Raw genomic sequence first — 15886 nt, forward strand, 5'->3', positions numbered from 1 at the left:
TGTCTTCATTGTGTTGAAGATCTGCGTTCACGCTTCTCCTCATAAGCTAATTCGAAAATGTTATTTATTTTCGAGTTCTTAGATCATTTAGTCTCCTCACACGCCGACCCTCGGCCGCCTGATTGAGGAGCTTCCCCTTGAAACTGCTTACCCCATTGCGCCTCTTGGCTGCATTGTCCCTGGCCGGTGCCAGCCTGTTTGCCCAGGCGGCAGATGTGACCATCGCTTACCAGACCACCGTGGACCCGGCGAAAGTCGCCCAGGCCGACGGCGCGTATGAAAAAGCCACCAACGCCAAGATCGACTGGCGCAAATTCGACAATGGCGCCGATATCATTGCCGCCATCGCTTCCGGCGACGTACAGATCGGCTACCTCGGTTCCAGCCCGCTGACCGCTGCGGTAACGCGCAAAGTGCCCGTGGAAACCTTCCTGGTCGCCACCCAGATCGGCGGCGCCGAAGCGCTGGTAGCGCGCAATGGTTCGGGGATCAGCAGCCCGCAGGACCTGGTCGGCAAAAAGATTGCCGTGCCTTTCGTTTCCACCGGCCACTACAGCCTGTTGGCCGCGCTGAAACACTGGAACATCGACCCTTCCAAAGTGACCATCCTCAACCTCGCACCGCCGGCAATCATTGCGGCGTGGAAGCGCGGCGATATCGACGCGACTTACGTGTGGGACCCGGCCCTGGGCGTTGCCAAGGAAAACGGCAAAGTGCTGATCACCTCCGGCGAACTGGCCAAGTTCGGCGCGCCCACCTTTGATGCCTGGATCGTGCGCAAAGACTTCGCCGAGAAACACCCGGAAATCGTCACCGCCTTCGCCAAAGTCACCCTGGACGCCTACGCCGCCTACCGCAAAGACCCACAGGCCTGGCTGGCCGACAAAGGCAACGTCGACAAACTGGTGAAGCTCTCCGGCGCCAAGGCCAGTGATATCCCACTGCTGCTGCAAGGCAACGTCTACCCACTGGCCGCTGACCAAGTGACCCTGCTGGGCGCACCGACCACCAAGGCTGTCACCGACACCGCCGCGTTCCTCAAGGAACAAGGCAAGGTCGACGCCGTGCTGCCGGATTACGCCCCTTACGTCAGCGCCAAGTTCATCACCAACTGATTCAAGGAGTTCATCGCGATGGCCTTGCTACAACTGGAGCGCATCAGCGCACAGTACCCAGGCGCCACAGAACCGGTACTGTCCGATATTTCACTCGACCTTGGGCCTCAGCAATTGCTGGTAGCCCTCGGCCCGTCCGGCAGTGGCAAGACTTCGCTGTTGAACCTGATTGCCGGTTTCGTCGAACCTTCGGCCGGGCGCATCACTCTCGATGGCGTGCCGGTCAAAGGCCCGAGCGCCGAACGCGGCGTGGTGTTCCAGGACGATGCCCTGCTGCCCTGGCAAGACGTGCTGGCCAATGTCGGCTTCGGCCTGGAACTGGCCGGCGTGCCCAAGGCACAACGCGAAGTACGCGCCCGGGAAATGCTCGCGCTGGTCGACCTGGCCGGTTTCGACAGCCGCCGTATCTGGCAGCTCTCCGGTGGCCAGAAGCAACGTGTCGGCCTGGCCCGCGCGCTGGCGGCCGAGCCGCGTGTGCTGCTGATGGACGAGCCTTTCGGCGCCCTCGATGCCTTCACCCGCGAACAGATGCAGGAACTGCTCCTGCAAGTCTGGCGGCGCACGGCCAAGCCGGTGTTCCTGATTACCCATGACATTGAGGAGGCGGTATTTCTCGCCACCGACCTGATCCTGTTGGCGCCCAACCCAGGCCAGATCGTCGAGCGCCTGAACCTGGACTTCGGTCAACGCTACGCCGCCGGTGAGTCGGCGCGGGCGATCAAGTCCGACCCGCGCTTTATCGAAACCCGCGAGCACGTGCTGAGCAAAGTGTTCTCGCAACGGCAGGTGTCCGCATGAGCAGCTACGAACTTCCCGCCACGGCCGCCAAGCCGGTAGCGCACAAGGTTATTGCGGTACGTCGCAGCCTGAGCACGCGTTGGATCAGCGTACTCACCCTGGTCACCCTGCTGGCAATCTGGTGGGTCGTCACCGCCACTGGCTTGATTGAACCCTTGTTCCTGCCACCGCCATCCGCCGTGCTGCAAAAAGGCTGGCTGCTGGCGACCACCGGCTATATGGACTCCACCTTGTGGCAGCACCTGGGTGCAAGCCTCACGCGCATCGGCCTGGGCCTGGGCTTTGCGGTGCTGACTGCCGTGCCGGTGGGGATTGCCATCGGTTCCAACCGCATTGCCCGTGGCATCCTCGACCCACTGATCGAGTTCTACCGGCCGATTCCGCCTCTGGCTTACCTGCCGCTGATCGTGATCTGGTGCGGCATCGGTGAGCTGTCCAAGGTATTGCTGATTTACCTGGCGATCTTTGCGCCAATCGCCATCGCCACCGCGACAGGTGTGCGCACGGTCGATCCGGCCAAGTTGCGTGCCGCGCAGTCGTTGGGTGCCACCCGCGCCCAGTTGATCCGCCATGTGATCCTGCCGAGCGCCCTGCCCGATATCCTTACCGGCGTGCGCATCGGCTTGGGCGTGGGCTGGTCGACCCTGGTTGCCGCCGAGCTGATCGCCGCCACCAGCGGCCTGGGCTTTATGGTGCAGTCGGCGGCGCAGTTCCTGGTCACCGACGTGGTGGTGCTGGGGATTCTGGTGATCGCCCTGATCGCCTTCGCCATGGAAATGGGCCTGCGCGCCCTGCAGCGCAAATTAGTGCCTTGGCATGGCCAGGCACACTGAGTGAGAACCCCATGAGCAGCCTGACCGTTACGCCAATCAACACCGCCCTGGGCGCCCTGATCAGTGGCGTCGATATCACCCAACCATTGAGCCTCCAGGAACGTGACGCCATTGAGCAGGCGCTGCTCAGCCACTCGGTGCTGTTCTTCCGTGGCCAAGCCGTCACGCCGCAGCAACAGGCGCGGTTTGCGGCGAATTTTGGCGACCTGCATATTCACCCGATATACCCCAACGTGCCGGAGCAGCCCGAAGTGCTGATCCTCGACACCGCCGTGACCGACGTGCGCGACAACGCCGTATGGCACACCGACGTGACCTTCCTGCCGACGCCTGCGCTCGGTGCAGTACTCAGCGCCAAGCTGCTGCCGGCCTTTGGCGGCGACACGTTGTGGGCCAGTGGCATTGCGGCGTATGAAGCCTTGTCGGAACCCTTCAAGCGCCTGCTCGACGGCCTGACGGCGACTCACGACTTCACCAAATCCTTCCCCCTGGAGCGCTTCGGCAACACCGCCGAAGACCTGGTGCGCTGGGAAGAGACCCGCAAGAAGAATCCACCGCTGTCACACCCAGTGGTGCGCACGCATCCGGTAAGCGGGCGTAGGTCGTTGTTTGTCAGTGACGGCTTCACCACCAAAATCAACGAGCTGGAGCCGGCTGAAAGCGAGGCCATACTGAAGCTTTTGTTTGCCCATGCAACACGGCCGGAATTCACCATTCGCTGGCGCTGGCAGGAGAACGACGTGGCGTTCTGGGACAACCGCGTGACCCAGCACTACGCCGTGGATGACTACCGGCCGCAGCGGCGGGTGATGCATCGCGCCACGATCCTGGGCGACGTGCCGTTCTAAGCCAGTCACAACCTCTGCATCAATGAAAATCAAAATGTGGGAGCTGGCTTGCCTGCGATAGCGGTGGACCAGCCCACACATTCATCGACTGTCACACCGCCATCGCGAGCAAGCCCGGCTCCCACATTTTTGACTGGGTTGTGCCAGCTTATTCAGCCGTGGACGGTTTTTCCCACAGGTTAATCCCGCCTTCCTGCGCAAACCGATCAATCTCCGCCAGTTCTTCTGCACTGAAGCTCAGGTTCTTCAACGCGCCGACGTTTTCAATGATCTGCTCCGGGCGGCTCGCACCAATCAAGGCACTGGTTACCCGTGGGTCACGCAGGGTCCAGGCCAGGGCCAGTTGCGCCAGGCTCTGGCCACGACGCTTGGCGATTTCATTCAACCCGCGCACATGGGCGATGTTGGCCTCGGACAAGTGTTTGGCCTGAAGCGAGCCACCACCTGGGCGATTAACGCGCGCATCAGCCGGCACACCGTTGAGGTACTTGTCAGTGAGTAAACCCTGGGCCAATGGCGTAAAGGCAATCACCCCGGCACCCAGCTCATCGGTGGTGTCCAGCAGGTCTTTTTCAATCCAGCGGTTGAGCAGGTTGTAGGCCGGCTGGTGGATCAGCAACGGCACTTTCCACTCCTTGAGCAGAGCGGCCATTTCACGGGTTTTTACCCCGGAATAAGACGAGATACCGATGTACAACGCCTTGCCCTGTTGTACGGCAGTGGCGAGGGCGCTGGCGGTTTCTTCCAGTGGGGTGTCGGCGTCAAAACGGTGGGAGTAGAAAATATCCACGTAGTCGACGCCCAGGCGTTGCAGGCTCTGGTCCAGGCTCGCCAGTACGTATTTACGCGAACCACCACCCTGGCCGTAAGGGCCGGGCCACATGTCCCAACCGGCTTTGCTGGAGATGATCAGTTCGTCGCGGTAGTGCTTGAAGTCTTCGCGCAGCAAACGGCCAAAGTTGATCTCGGCGCTGCCGTACGGCGGGCCATAGTTGTTGGCCAGGTCGAAGTGGTTAATCCCCAGGTCAAATGCAGTGCGCAGCAGGGCGCGCTGGGTGTCGATCGGGGTGCTGTCGCCAAAGTTGTGCCACAGCCCCAGGGACAGTGCCGGCAGCACCAACCCACTGCGACCTACGCGGCGGTACGGGATAGATTCATAGCGGTTTTCGGCAGCAATGTAAGTCATCGAATCCTCTCTTGGACGTAGGCAAATAAGGCCTGGGAATAAGGGTATTCCCAGGCCTTTTAACCAGCTGAATCGCTTAAGCCTGCTGTTCCGTTCTACAGCAATTTCCTACCAGAGTGGAACGACATAGCTGACATAAAAGCGATTTTCATCTTGGACGGTGGCACCGGTAATGTCCGGGCTGGCGTGGGCATTTTTCCAGGTCACGCCCAGGCCCTTGAGGGTGCCGGTCGGTACTTGGTAAGCCACGGCAATGTTGCGTTCCCACTCGCTGGTGGTGCCTTGCACGGTGCGGATATCATCACCGTGAGCATAGGCGGCCGAGAACGTCAGGCCGTTGAGGCCCAGCTTACCGAAGTCATACTTGTACTGCGCAAGCCATGTGCGCTCACCGGCGTGTTGAAATTTATTCAACTGCATGTTGGTGAGCGCCGGGGTGTCGGCGCCTGAGCCTGGGCCTTGGCGGTTGTCGCCACTGTTGAGGCCGGAATCAAGGTACGGAAAGTCGCTGTCGCCACTGTTTTTCTGGATGCCCAGGCCGACGGTGTGACCATCCAGGCTGTAGCTCTCCAGCAAGCTGGCGGTAGTCTGGTTGATGCGGCCTTTGCTGGCGCCGTCAGCATAAAGACCGGCGCCGGTAAAGTCTTTGTCCCCATCGGCGTTGGCGCCGACACCAAGGCTGCGGAACACGCGCACGTCGGTGTCGATGGCGCCCACGGACAACGCGTCATGGCGCTTGGCGCCGAGGAAGAACTGCTGGTAGTAATCCTCAAGGTTGGAGTACCACAGGCTCACGGTGGTGTTCTGGATCCCGGTGTAATCCGCACCGCCGAACAGGAAGCGATCGCTCTCTTTGGTGCCGCCGGCAGTGATCATGCCTTGGTCGCCGGTTTCGTTGCGGATCTTGGTCTTGAAGATATCGCCGCCGGTGAAGGTGAAGTCGCTGAGGTCTTTGGAGACCAGTTGCACGCCGGTGTTGGTCTGCTGGTATAGGCGGCCGTCGGTGTTGGCCAGCACCGGGTTGTTGCCGAACAAGGTGCCGACGCGCAGCTCATCCTTGGCGAAGCGCATCTTGAACGTAGGGCTGAGCACGCCGAATTGGTCGGCGGATTTGCCGTTGTCCAACGGGAACATGCTGCCGGGGTAACGGCCCTGATGATCCTTGTCGTTGAGGTCGCCGCCGGAATCGAGTTTCAAACCGTAAAACGCCTGCATATCCAGGCCAAAACCTACCGGGCCTTCGGTGTAGCCAGACTTGAAGTTGAACTCGAAACCCTGGCCCCAATCCCGCACGCTATGCGCCTTGGCGTTGCTGCCCACCACATCACGACCTTGCTGGTTGAGATAGCGGTTGAGCAGGGTCACGTCGGCGTGGCTGTCGTCGATAAAATCGGCATGGGCGGACAGCATAAAGCTCGCCATGGCGGCACCCACCATGGGGCTTATTAACGTCTTCATTGTTACCGGTCTCCGTCACTGTTCTGAAATGAAAGCGTCAAACGCTTCACACAATTACGCAGTGGCCAGATGACAGTTCGGAGTCAAAACACTTAGTTCACGAATGAAATTAAGTTTAAGAAAGCCCCGTAGAACGGGGCTTTGCGCAGGTTCAGGGTCAGCGCACCAGGTGCAGAAACTGCAGGTGGCGCTCGTACTGGTCGAGGATGTCGTTGATGATCTGCTCCTTGGTGTAGCCGACCAGGTCGTAGTCCTGACTGCCCTCACTCAAGTGCACTTCCGCACGGTAGTAACGGCGGTTGTTGATCTCTTTGGAGCCCATGCCACCCCGGGCAAACGACGGCGTGAAGTAGCCGCGCATCTGCACCTGGTAAACGAACGGATGCTCCTCGCCATGCCCGATTTCCAGGCTGACGCTGTCGTTGGACGGGTCCGGCTGAGTCACCACATTCAGGCCTTTCTCGACGAACACCGCCGTCACCTCTTCGATCGCCGGGCGCACCGTCGCTTCGAGGAAGCGGTACACCTCATCCCGTGACGGGAAGTGCACGGCCTGGCTCAAGCGCTGACGCCAACCGCCTCGGCCTTTGCGCGCCGCCGACACCGGCGCCAGCGAATGCAGCTGGGCAATCTGCTTCTGCGATTCAAGGTAGAACGCCTTGTGCAGCCCCCACATCATCAACAACAGGATCAGCGAGAACGGCAACGACGTGAGCACCACCGCCGATTTGAGCGAGTCGATACTGCCGGCAAACAGCAGGGCACTGGTGACCAGCGCCGTCATCGCACCCCAGAACACCCGCAGCCATTTCGGCCCGTCTTCATCGGCGTTGCCGCCTTTGGACGACAAGGTCGACAGCACCACGGTGCCGGAGTCGGCCGAGGTGACGAAGAACACGAAGCTGATAAACACCGTGACGGCGATTACCGTCTTGCTCCATGGGTAGGTTTCCAGCAGCAGGTAGAGGCTCATCGACGGGTCATCGATGGCCGACTGGCCCAGCGCGGTCATGCCATGGTTGAGCACTTGGTCAATGGCGCTGTTGCCGAAGATCGACATCCACGCCAGGGTGAAACCCAGCGGAATCAACAGCACGCCGAAGACGAACTCGCGGATGGTACGGCCACGGGAAATACGCGCGATAAACAGGCCCACGAACGGCGACCATGCGATCCACCAGGCCCAGTAGAACACCGTCCAACCGCCCAGCCAGTCGCTGGGTTTGTCGTAGGCGTATACATCGAAGCTCTTGGTCGGCAAGGCGCCGAGGTAGTCACCGATGTTCTGGATCAGGGTGTTGAGCAGGTGCTGGGTGGGGCCTGCAAACAACACAAACAGCAACAGCGCACAGGCCAGCAGCATGTTGATGTCGGACATCACTCGCACGCCCTTGTCGACGCCGGCGACGGCAACAAGGATCGCGGCGCCCATCATCAGCGTGATCAGGCCGACCTGGATCCACTGGGTATGCGCGATGCCAAACAGGTAGTCGAGACCGGAGTTGAGGTGCAACACGCCAAAACCCATGTCGGCGCCCAGGCCGAACACCGTCGCGATGATGCCGAAGCCATCGACGGCATAGCCAATAGGCCCGTTGATACGCTTGCCGATCAGCGGGTACAGCGCCGAACGCAGCGCCAGCGGCAGGTTATGCCGGTAGGCGAAGTACGCCAGGGCCATGCCGACAAAGGCAAACACGCCCCAGCCGTGCAGGCCCCAGTGCAGGAACAGAATCTGCATGGCCTGGCGAGCCGCATCGGCGTTCATCGGCGCGCCCTGAGGCGGCTGCACCAAATGCGTCAACGGCTCGGAGACACAGAAGAAAAACAGCGTGATGCTGATCCCGGCGGCGAACAGCATGCCGGCCCAGGACAGGTAACTGAATTCGGGCTCGTCGTGGTCGGCACCGAGTTTTATCTTGCCGTAGCCCGATAGCGCGGTGACCACCACGAAGACCAGATACAGCGTCATCGCGAGCATGTAGTACCAGCCGACCGTGTTGGCCGCCCAGTTTTGTGCGGCCAGCAGCCAGGCTCCAGCCTGTTGCGGAATCGCGATGACAGTGATGCCAAACAGCAGGATAAAGCTTGCGGCAAAGTAGAAAACCGGCGCATTCATGCGCACCAGGCCGCTGGATGGGGTGGACGATGCACTCATGAACGATGCACCCCGAAGGTGTGTGATGTGGCTGTAAATAACGGACTCAGCAAAGGTAAGCCTCCTGTTGTGAGCGGGCAGCGAACCACCGGGTTTAACTTGAACGAGCATTCAAGTTAAACATAGGTAGGCGGTTTGGGACTAATCGCAGGGCTGAGTGGTAGACAATTCCTACACTAGCTCAAGGATTGGTATGACGGGCGGGGATGGCAAATCGTTCAGTGGCTCGGAATTGAAATGCGGACACTACTGTGGGAGCTGGCTTGCCTGCGATAGCGGTCTGTCAGCTACAAATGTGCCAACTGGTCCTCCGCTATCGCAGGCAAGCCAGCTCCTACAGTTGATCGGTGTTTGGCTCAAATACTATTTCTGCGCACCATCGTCATGCTGCAAATTCGCCTGCGTGATGTTCGCCCCCGCCGGCACGCTGCGGGTCAGCCACACATTGCCGCCAATGGTCGAGCCCTTGCCGATGGTGATGCGCCCCAGGATCGTCGCCCCGGCGTAGATCACCACGTCATCCTCAACGATCGGATGGCGCGGATGGCCTTTCTGCAACTGCCCGTCTTCATCCGCCGGGAAGCGCTTGGCGCCCAACGTCACGGCCTGGTAGATGCGCACGCGCTCGCCGATGATCGCGGTCTCGCCGATCACCACACCGGTCCCATGGTCGATAAAGAAACTCGGGCCGATCTGCGCGCCCGGGTGAATGTCGATGCCGGTGGCCGAGTGGGCAATCTCTGCGCTGATCCGCGCCAGCAACGGCAGCCCGGCACGGTACAGATGGTGGGCCAGGCGGTGGTGAATCACCGCCAGGATTCCCGGATAGCACAGCAGCACTTCATCCACACTGCGCGCGGCCGGGTCGCCGTGGTAGGCGGCGAGCACGTCGGTGTCCAACAGGCTGCGCAGTGAGGGCAAGGCCAGAGCGAAGTCCTGGATCAGCCGGATGGCCAGGGCATCGACCTCGCTGTCATCCTTTGCGCCCTGGCGCGCGGCATAGCGCAGCTCCAGGCGGGCCTGAGCGAGCAAGGCATTGAGGGCGACGTCGAGGGTATGGCCGACGTAAAAATCTTCACTTTCTTCACGCAGGTCCACTGGCCCCAGGCGCATCGGGAACAGCGCGCCGCACAACGCTTCAAGAATCTGTGCCACCGCCTCGCGGGACGGCAACTCACGGCCTCCGTGTTCGCCACTCAGGCGGCCATTGCGCGTGCGCCACTGATCCCGGGCGCTGCGCAGCTGGCTGACGATGGTCTGCAATTGCCAATGGCTGGAACGCTCACTCACGGTATTCACTCCTGACGATATGGCCATCACTTTACGGTATGCACCCTGGCCGCCCTTAAGAACCAATGGTGTGATGCTAAGAACTATCCGACATAAGCGATTGGCGGTTGCCGGTTGAAAAGTGCCTGCCTATAGTCGCCCCATCACTTAGCCACTGTATGTCGCCATGATCAAACAACAGCTCGACCGTTTTAACCGCCTGGAACTGCTGGGCGGCGCCACTGCCCTGGAAAAACTCGAGCGGCTGTCGGCCTGGCTGGGCAGGGACATTTACGTCAAGCGCGACGACACCACGCCGCTGGCCATGGGCGGTAACAAGCTGCGCAAACTTGAATACCTGGGCGCCGATGCCATTGCCCAGGGCGCCGACACCCTGGTGACCGCCGGCGCCATCCAATCCAACCATGTGCGCCAGACCGCCGCGCTGGCCGCCAAGCTTGGCCTGGGCTGCGTCGCGCTGCTGGAAAACCCCACCGGCACCGAAGACCCCAACTACCTCGGCAACGGCAACCGCCTGCTGCTGGAGTTGTTCGACGCCAAAGTCGAATTGGTCGAGAACCTCGATAACGTCGACGACCAACTCAACGCCCTCGCCGATCGCCTGCGCAGCAACGGCAAAAAACCGTACCTCGTCCCCATCGGTGGTTCCAATGCCTTGGGTGCCTTGGGTTATGTGCGCGCCGGGCTGGAGCTGGCCGGGCAGATCGAAGACAGCGGCATTGAGTTCGCCGCCGTGGTGCTGGCCTCGGGCAGCGCGGGCACCCACAGCGGCCTCGCGCTGGCGTTGAGTGAAGTGCTGCCGAATCTACCGGTGGTGGGCATTACCGTATCGCGCACCGAAGAAGCGCAGTTCCCGAAGGTCCAGGGTCTGGCCGAACGCACCGCCGAATTGCTGGGCGTGGACATTCCCGAAGCCTTCAAAGTGATCCTGTGGGACGAATATTTCGGCCCGCGCTACGGCGAACCGAACGCTGGCACCCTGGCTGCGGTCAAGCTATTAGCCAGCCAGGAAGGTTTGCTGCTGGACCCGGTCTACACCGGCAAAGCCATGGCCGGTTTGCTTGATGGCATCGGGCGTCAGCGGTTTGAGGACGGCCCGATCATTTTCCTGCACACCGGCGGGGCACCGGCGTTGTTTGCGTATGACGCTATTCTAACGGACTGAACACGGACCCATTGTGGGAGCGGGCTTGCTCGCGAAAGCGGTGTGTCAGCCCATACAGGTGTGACTGATACACCGCTTTCGCGAGCAAGCCCGCTCCCACATTTGATCACGCTAATATTCAAAAATAGAATATCAAATAGAATTTATATTATTTTCAAGTCTTAAAAACTGGCTTTATAGTCGCGCCGCAGGCGAAGACGCGCACCGCGCTTTAAGGCAGGATACGAATACTGCGTCACCTGCTTCGCTCAACATAAAAACACAGGGGCTCTTCATGACTATTTCTGTATTCCGTCGCACGTTGCTGGTTGGCACTTTGGGGTTGGCACTCGGGGCTGGTCTGATGGGCCAGGCCATCGCCGGCGAGCAGTTGGACAACATCAAGAAAGCCGGCGAAATCAAGATCGGCCTGGAAGGCACCTACCCGCCGTTCAGCTTTGTCGATGAAAGCGGCAAGCTCAGCGGCTTCGAAGTCGAGCTGTCCGAAGCGCTGGCCAAGGAGCTGGGCGTCAAGGTCAAGCTGCAAGCCACGCCGTGGGACGGTATCCTCGCCGCCCTGGAATCCAAGCGCCTGGACGCAGTGGTCAACCAAGTGACCATCTCCGAAGAACGCAAGAAGAAGTATGACTTCTCCAAGCCGTACACCGTGTCGGGTATCCAGGCACTGGTGCTGAAGAAAAACGTCGACGCCATCAAGACTGCCAACGACCTGGCCGGCAAGAAAGTCGGTGTGGGCCTGGGCACCAACTACGAGCAATGGCTCAAGGACAACCAGCCTAAAGCCATCATCAAGACCTACAACGATGACCCAACCAAGTTCCAGGACCTGCGCATTGGCCGTATCGACGCCATCCTGATCGACCGCCTGGCCGCGCTGGAATACGCCAAGAAAGCCCCGGACACTGCTGCTGCCGGTGATGCCTTCTCCCGTCAGGAAGCCGGTATTGCCCTGCGCAAAGGCGAGCCAGAACTGCTCGACGCGGTGAACAAGGCCCTCGACAAGCTGCGCGCCGATGGCACCTTGAAGAAGCTGTCCGAGAAGTACTTCAACGCTGACGTCACTGAATAATGGAAGCAGGTTTCCAACTCGCGCTGGACTCCGCGCCCTTTCTGCTCAAGGGCGCGTACTACACGGTGATTCTTAGCCTCGGCGGGATGTTTTTCGGCTTGTTGCTGGGCTTCGGCCTGGCCTTGATGCGTTTGTCGCGCTTCAAGCTTCTAAGCTGGACCGCCCGAGTCTACGTGTCGTTCTTTCGCGGCACGCCCTTGCTGGTGCAGCTGTTTTTGATCTACTACGGCTTGCCGCAAGTGGGCATCGAGCTGGACCCGATCCCGGCGGCCATGATCGGCTTTTCGCTGAACATGGCCGCTTACGCCTGTGAAATCCTGCGCGCCGCGATCAGTTCCATCGAGCGCGGCCAATGGGAAGCTGCCGCCAGTATCGGCATGACGCGCGCGCAGACTCTGCGCCGGGCCATCCTGCCGCAGGCGATGCGCACGGCCTTGCCGCCGTTGGGCAACAGCTTTATTTCGCTGGTCAAGGACACGGCGCTGGCCGCCACCATTCAGGTGCCGGAGTTGTTCCGCCAGGCACAGCTGGTGTCAGCGCGTACCTTCGAAATCTTCACCATGTACCTGTCCGCCGCCCTGATCTACTGGATCCTGGCGAGCATCCTGGCGCACTTTCAAAATCGCCTGGAAGACCGGGTCAACCGGCATGACCTGGAGTCCTGAGCATGATCGTGGTTGAAAAACTGACCAAACAATTCAAAGGTCAGGTGGTACTCAACGGCATCGACCTTGAGGTCAAGGAAGGCGAAGTCGTCGCCATCATTGGCCCCAGCGGTTCCGGCAAGACCACCTTGCTGCGCTGCCTGAACTTCCTCGAAGAACCCACCAGCGGTCGCATCAAGGTCGGTGATATCGAGATCGACAGCAGCAAGCCGCTCAACCAGCAACAAGGCCTGGTGCGGCGCTTGCGCCAGCACGTGGGTTTTGTGTTCCAGAATTTCAACCTGTTCCCCCATCGCACCGCACTGGAAAACGTCATCGAAGGCCCGATCGTGGTCAAGAAGATGCCGCGCGAGGCGGCGACCGCACTCGGTCGCAAGCTCTTGGCCAGAGTCGGCCTGGCAGGCAAGGAAGACGCGTACCCGCGGCGCTTGTCCGGCGGCCAGCAACAGCGCGTGGCGATTGCCCGTGCCTTGGCCATGGAGCCGGAGGTGATTCTGTTTGACGAACCCACCTCGGCGCTCGACCCGGAGCTGGTCGGCGAAGTGCTGGCGACCATTCGCAGCCTGGCCGAAGAAAACCGCACCATGGTCATCGTCACCCACGAAATGAGCTTCGCCCGGGATGTGGCCAACCGGGTGATCTTTTTCGACAAAGGCGTGATCGTGGAACAGGGCGAAGCCAAGGCGCTGTTTGCCAACCCCAAGGAAGAGCGGACCAAGCAGTTTTTGAGCAAGTTTTTAGCCCACTGACAGTTTTTGTGGGAGCTGGCTTGCCAGCTCCCACCTAACAGCGTTCCTACACAAAATCCTCGTTCTCATCAGTAAAGCTCCCCGCGACACCCACCTTAAAATCCCCCGCCCCGTCAGCCTTTTCTGAATCTGCTCCAACCCACCGTTTAGCCTTTTGCCGCCATTGACGACTGCCAGCCAACCCTCTTATCTAGCGCCCAGAGGATTGGATCCTATCCCGGCTACTCACTGAATCGTTCCTTTCGGCACCCCGCGCGCAATCGCGCCACGGGCGCCGGAACGATTGCTGCTGGCTGCATCAAGGAGATTACTTATGACGCGCACCGCACCCCAGGCCACGCTCACCGCCCCGACCCTGCCCCAAGCGAATCGACACGGCATCAATGCCCTTGCCGCCACCCAATTGCAGGTGGATATCGCGCCTTACCCTGGCATGGACGAGGGCGACCTGATCGAGTTGTTCTGGAACAACTGCTTTGCCGACTCACGTCGGATTACCGCGTGCAAGGTCGGCACGCTGACTCGCCTGCGTGTACCCGAAAGTTTTATTCAGGATGGCACGGCACGGGTTCACTATCAGGTCATGCAAGTCGGCCACGGCCCGGCACGTTCAGAACTCACCCAGGTGCCCGTGAAGACCTGCTACCCCGGTGGCCACCCTTCTGCGCTGCTGGACGGTGAAAACCAGAACCTCGCCCCCGTAGGCCTGCCCGAAACCATCCGGCGCTACGGTGTCAACGGCAGCCAGGTACGGCGCGGTATCCCGCTGACCATTCAGCCCTACCTGAACATGGCCACGGGCGACGCCATTACCCTGCGCTGGGGCGACGTGCGCCTGGACCTGCCGAGAATCCAGGCCAAAGGCGTGGGCCTGCCGGTGCAGGTGTGGGTGCCGTCGGCCATTATTATCGAAGCAGGCGACGACAGCCGCCTGGACGTCACGTACTGCATTCTCGATCGCGTCGGCAATAATTCGCGCTGGGCGCCGGTGCGCACCTTGAACATAGCCACCTGCGCGCCACAGCCGTCAGCCCGGCCCGCCAGCGCCACGACAATCTATCAACCGCGTCAGCCCGGTTCACCCTGCGAACCTGGGTGACAGCCCTTCTATGCATATTCCTAAAAGTTAGTTTATTTAAAAATTTAACACGCTTAGGGTATATGCACCGGACCACCGGACATCTCTGATTTTTTTGTTTCTATTTCATTGAATGCGAGGTCGGTATGGTCAGAATTACCCCGGTGCATAACGCCAGGGCATTACGTGCAGCCAAGGAGCGGCGCTGATGTCTAACTTGGCTCTAACACCCCCCCAGAGTGATCTGGACGTAGCCCCACTGCTGTTGCCGGCCACGGTGCTGCGCAACGACGCCCAGGCGTTGAGCGCGGCCCATGAGCTGGCCCAGACCGCACGCCTGCAAGCGGCCAAACGCGACCAGCAGCGCCAACTGCCCTGGGCGCAGCTTGAGCAGTTCACCCGCAGCGGGCTGGGCAGTATTTCCATTCCCCGTGAATACGGCGGCCCGCAAGTGTCATTCGTGACCCTGGCCGAAGTGTTCGCGATCATCAGCGCAGCGGACCCGGCCCTCGGGCAAATCCCGCAGAACCATTTCGGCATTCTGCACCTGCTGCAAAGCACCGCCACCGAGCGCCAGAAAAAGCAGCTGTTCCAGAGCGTGCTCGACGGCTGGCGTATCGGCAATGGCGGCCCCGAACGCGGCACCAAAAACACCCTGGAACTCAAGGCGCGCCTCACTGCCAAGGATGACGGCTATGTGATCAGCGGCCAGAAGTTCTACTCCACCGGCGCCTTGTTCGCGCATTGGGTCGCGGTTAAAGCACTGAACGATGACGGCAAGCAAGTCATGGCGTTTGTACGCCGTGGCACGCCAGGGCTGCGCATCGTCGATGACTGGTCGGGCTTTGGCCAGCGCACCACCGCCAGTGGCACGGTACTGCTCGACCAGGTGCCGGTGGACGCAGAGTTGGTCGTCGACAACTGGCGCCTCGCCGACAGCCCGAATATCCAGGGCGCCGTCTCGCAACTGATCCAGGCCGCCATCGACGCCGGCATCGCCCGTGGTGCGCTGGATGACACCATCGCTTTCGTGCGCGAACGCTCGCGCCCGTGGATCGACGCCAAGGTCGAACGCGCCAGCGATGACCTGTACGTGATCGCCGATATCGGCAAACTTAAAATCGAACTGCACGCCGCCGAAGCCCTGCTGCGCAAAGCCGGCCAGGTACTGGACGACATCAGCGCCGCGCCGATCACCGCGCACTCGGCCGCCCGTGCCTCGATTGCCGTGGCCGAAGCCAAAGTGCTGACTACCGAAGTGTCGTTGCTGGTCAGCGAAAAGCTCTTCGAACTCGCCGGCAGCCGCGCCACCCTTGCCGAATTCAACCTCGACCGCCACTGGCGCAATGCCCGCGTACACACCCTGCACGACCCGGTGCGCTGGAAGTATCACGCCATCGGCGCCTATCGACTGAACGGCACTTTGCCTGCTCGACATTCCTGGATCTGACCGACCAGACATCTGGAGAAACCC

General features: G+C 60.7%; 14 protein-coding genes. 10 read left to right on the top strand and 4 right to left on the bottom strand.

The features are described 5' to 3' along the window. Window positions 1-137 precede the first annotated feature (137 nt). The 4 genes from tauA to tauD are packed head-to-tail and all read left to right on the top strand — an operon-like array spanning window position 138 to window position 3594. Complete coding sequence (gene tauA, locus FFI16_RS25445; protein WP_138817309.1) at window positions 138-1115, top strand: taurine ABC transporter substrate-binding protein; 978 nt, start codon at window positions 138-140, stop codon at window positions 1113-1115. A gap of 18 nt (window positions 1116-1133) precedes the next feature. Further along, on the top strand, window positions 1134-1913 hold the full coding sequence (tauB, locus tag FFI16_RS25450) for a taurine ABC transporter ATP-binding subunit (RefSeq protein WP_138817310.1): 780 nt from the start codon (window positions 1134-1136) through the stop codon (window positions 1911-1913). Next, window positions 1910-2746, top strand: a complete 837-nt coding sequence (gene tauC, locus FFI16_RS25455) for a taurine ABC transporter permease TauC (protein ID WP_138817311.1) — start codon at window positions 1910-1912, stop codon at window positions 2744-2746. The genes tauB and tauC overlap by 4 nt, the downstream gene beginning before the upstream one ends. Window positions 2747-2757: 11 nt before the next feature. Then, window positions 2758-3594 carry a taurine dioxygenase gene (gene tauD / locus FFI16_RS25460; protein WP_138817312.1) on the top strand — a complete coding sequence of 279 codons (837 nt, stop codon included), beginning with the start codon at window positions 2758-2760 and terminating at the stop codon, window positions 3592-3594. A gap of 148 nt (window positions 3595-3742) precedes the next feature. On the opposite strand, the gene mgrA is transcribed toward tauD, so the two are convergent. The 4 genes from mgrA to epsC form a co-directional block, all read right to left on the bottom strand. After that, window positions 3743-4780, bottom strand: coding sequence for an L-glyceraldehyde 3-phosphate reductase (mgrA, locus tag FFI16_RS25465; RefSeq protein WP_017135725.1), 1038 nt, complete (start codon window positions 4778-4780; stop codon window positions 3743-3745). 108 nt (window positions 4781-4888) lie between these two features. After that, the gene (locus tag FFI16_RS25470) at window positions 4889-6217 is read right to left on the bottom strand and encodes an OprD family outer membrane porin (RefSeq protein WP_138817462.1); all 1329 of its coding nucleotides are present in this window, start codon (window positions 6215-6217) and stop codon (window positions 4889-4891) included. 178 nt (window positions 6218-6395) lie between these two features. Continuing rightward, the gene (betT, locus tag FFI16_RS25475) at window positions 6396-8357 is read right to left on the bottom strand and encodes a choline transporter BetT (protein WP_178112753.1); all 1962 of its coding nucleotides are present in this window, start codon (window positions 8355-8357) and stop codon (window positions 6396-6398) included. A 402-nt stretch (window positions 8358-8759) separates the two neighbouring features. Beyond that, window positions 8760-9686: a serine O-acetyltransferase EpsC gene (gene epsC, locus FFI16_RS25480; RefSeq protein WP_138817314.1), complete on the bottom strand. Its 927-nt coding sequence runs from the start codon at window positions 9684-9686 to the stop codon at window positions 8760-8762. Between the two features lie 166 nt (window positions 9687-9852). On the opposite strand from epsC, the gene FFI16_RS25485 reads away from it, so the two are divergent. The 6 genes from FFI16_RS25485 (at window position 9853) to FFI16_RS25510 (ending at window position 15862) form a co-directional block, all read left to right on the top strand. Beyond that, a complete protein-coding gene (locus FFI16_RS25485; protein ID WP_138817315.1) occupies window positions 9853-10851 on the top strand; it encodes a D-cysteine desulfhydrase in 999 nt (332 codons plus the stop codon). Between the two features lie 274 nt (window positions 10852-11125). Continuing rightward, window positions 11126-11920, top strand: a complete 795-nt coding sequence (gene tcyJ, locus FFI16_RS25490; protein WP_138817316.1) for a cystine ABC transporter substrate-binding protein — start codon at window positions 11126-11128, stop codon at window positions 11918-11920. Next, window positions 11920-12585, top strand: coding sequence for a cystine ABC transporter permease (tcyL, locus tag FFI16_RS25495; protein WP_017135731.1), 666 nt, complete (start codon window positions 11920-11922; stop codon window positions 12583-12585). The genes tcyJ and tcyL overlap by 1 nt, the downstream gene beginning before the upstream one ends. Window positions 12586-12587: 2 nt before the next feature. Next, window positions 12588-13334, top strand: coding sequence for an L-cystine ABC transporter ATP-binding protein TcyN (gene tcyN / locus FFI16_RS25500; protein ID WP_056858176.1), 747 nt, complete (start codon window positions 12588-12590; stop codon window positions 13332-13334). A gap of 313 nt (window positions 13335-13647) precedes the next feature. Next, window positions 13648-14433: a hypothetical protein gene (locus tag FFI16_RS25505; RefSeq protein WP_138817317.1), complete on the top strand. Its 786-nt coding sequence runs from the start codon at window positions 13648-13650 to the stop codon at window positions 14431-14433. A 187-nt stretch (window positions 14434-14620) separates the two neighbouring features. Further along, window positions 14621-15862: an SfnB family sulfur acquisition oxidoreductase gene (locus FFI16_RS25510; protein WP_138817318.1), complete on the top strand. Its 1242-nt coding sequence runs from the start codon at window positions 14621-14623 to the stop codon at window positions 15860-15862. Window positions 15863-15886 lie beyond the last annotated feature (24 nt).

Source organism: Pseudomonas sp. KBS0710, assembly GCF_005938045.2.
In the GTDB taxonomy this organism is placed as follows: domain Bacteria; phylum Pseudomonadota; class Gammaproteobacteria; order Pseudomonadales; family Pseudomonadaceae; genus Aquipseudomonas.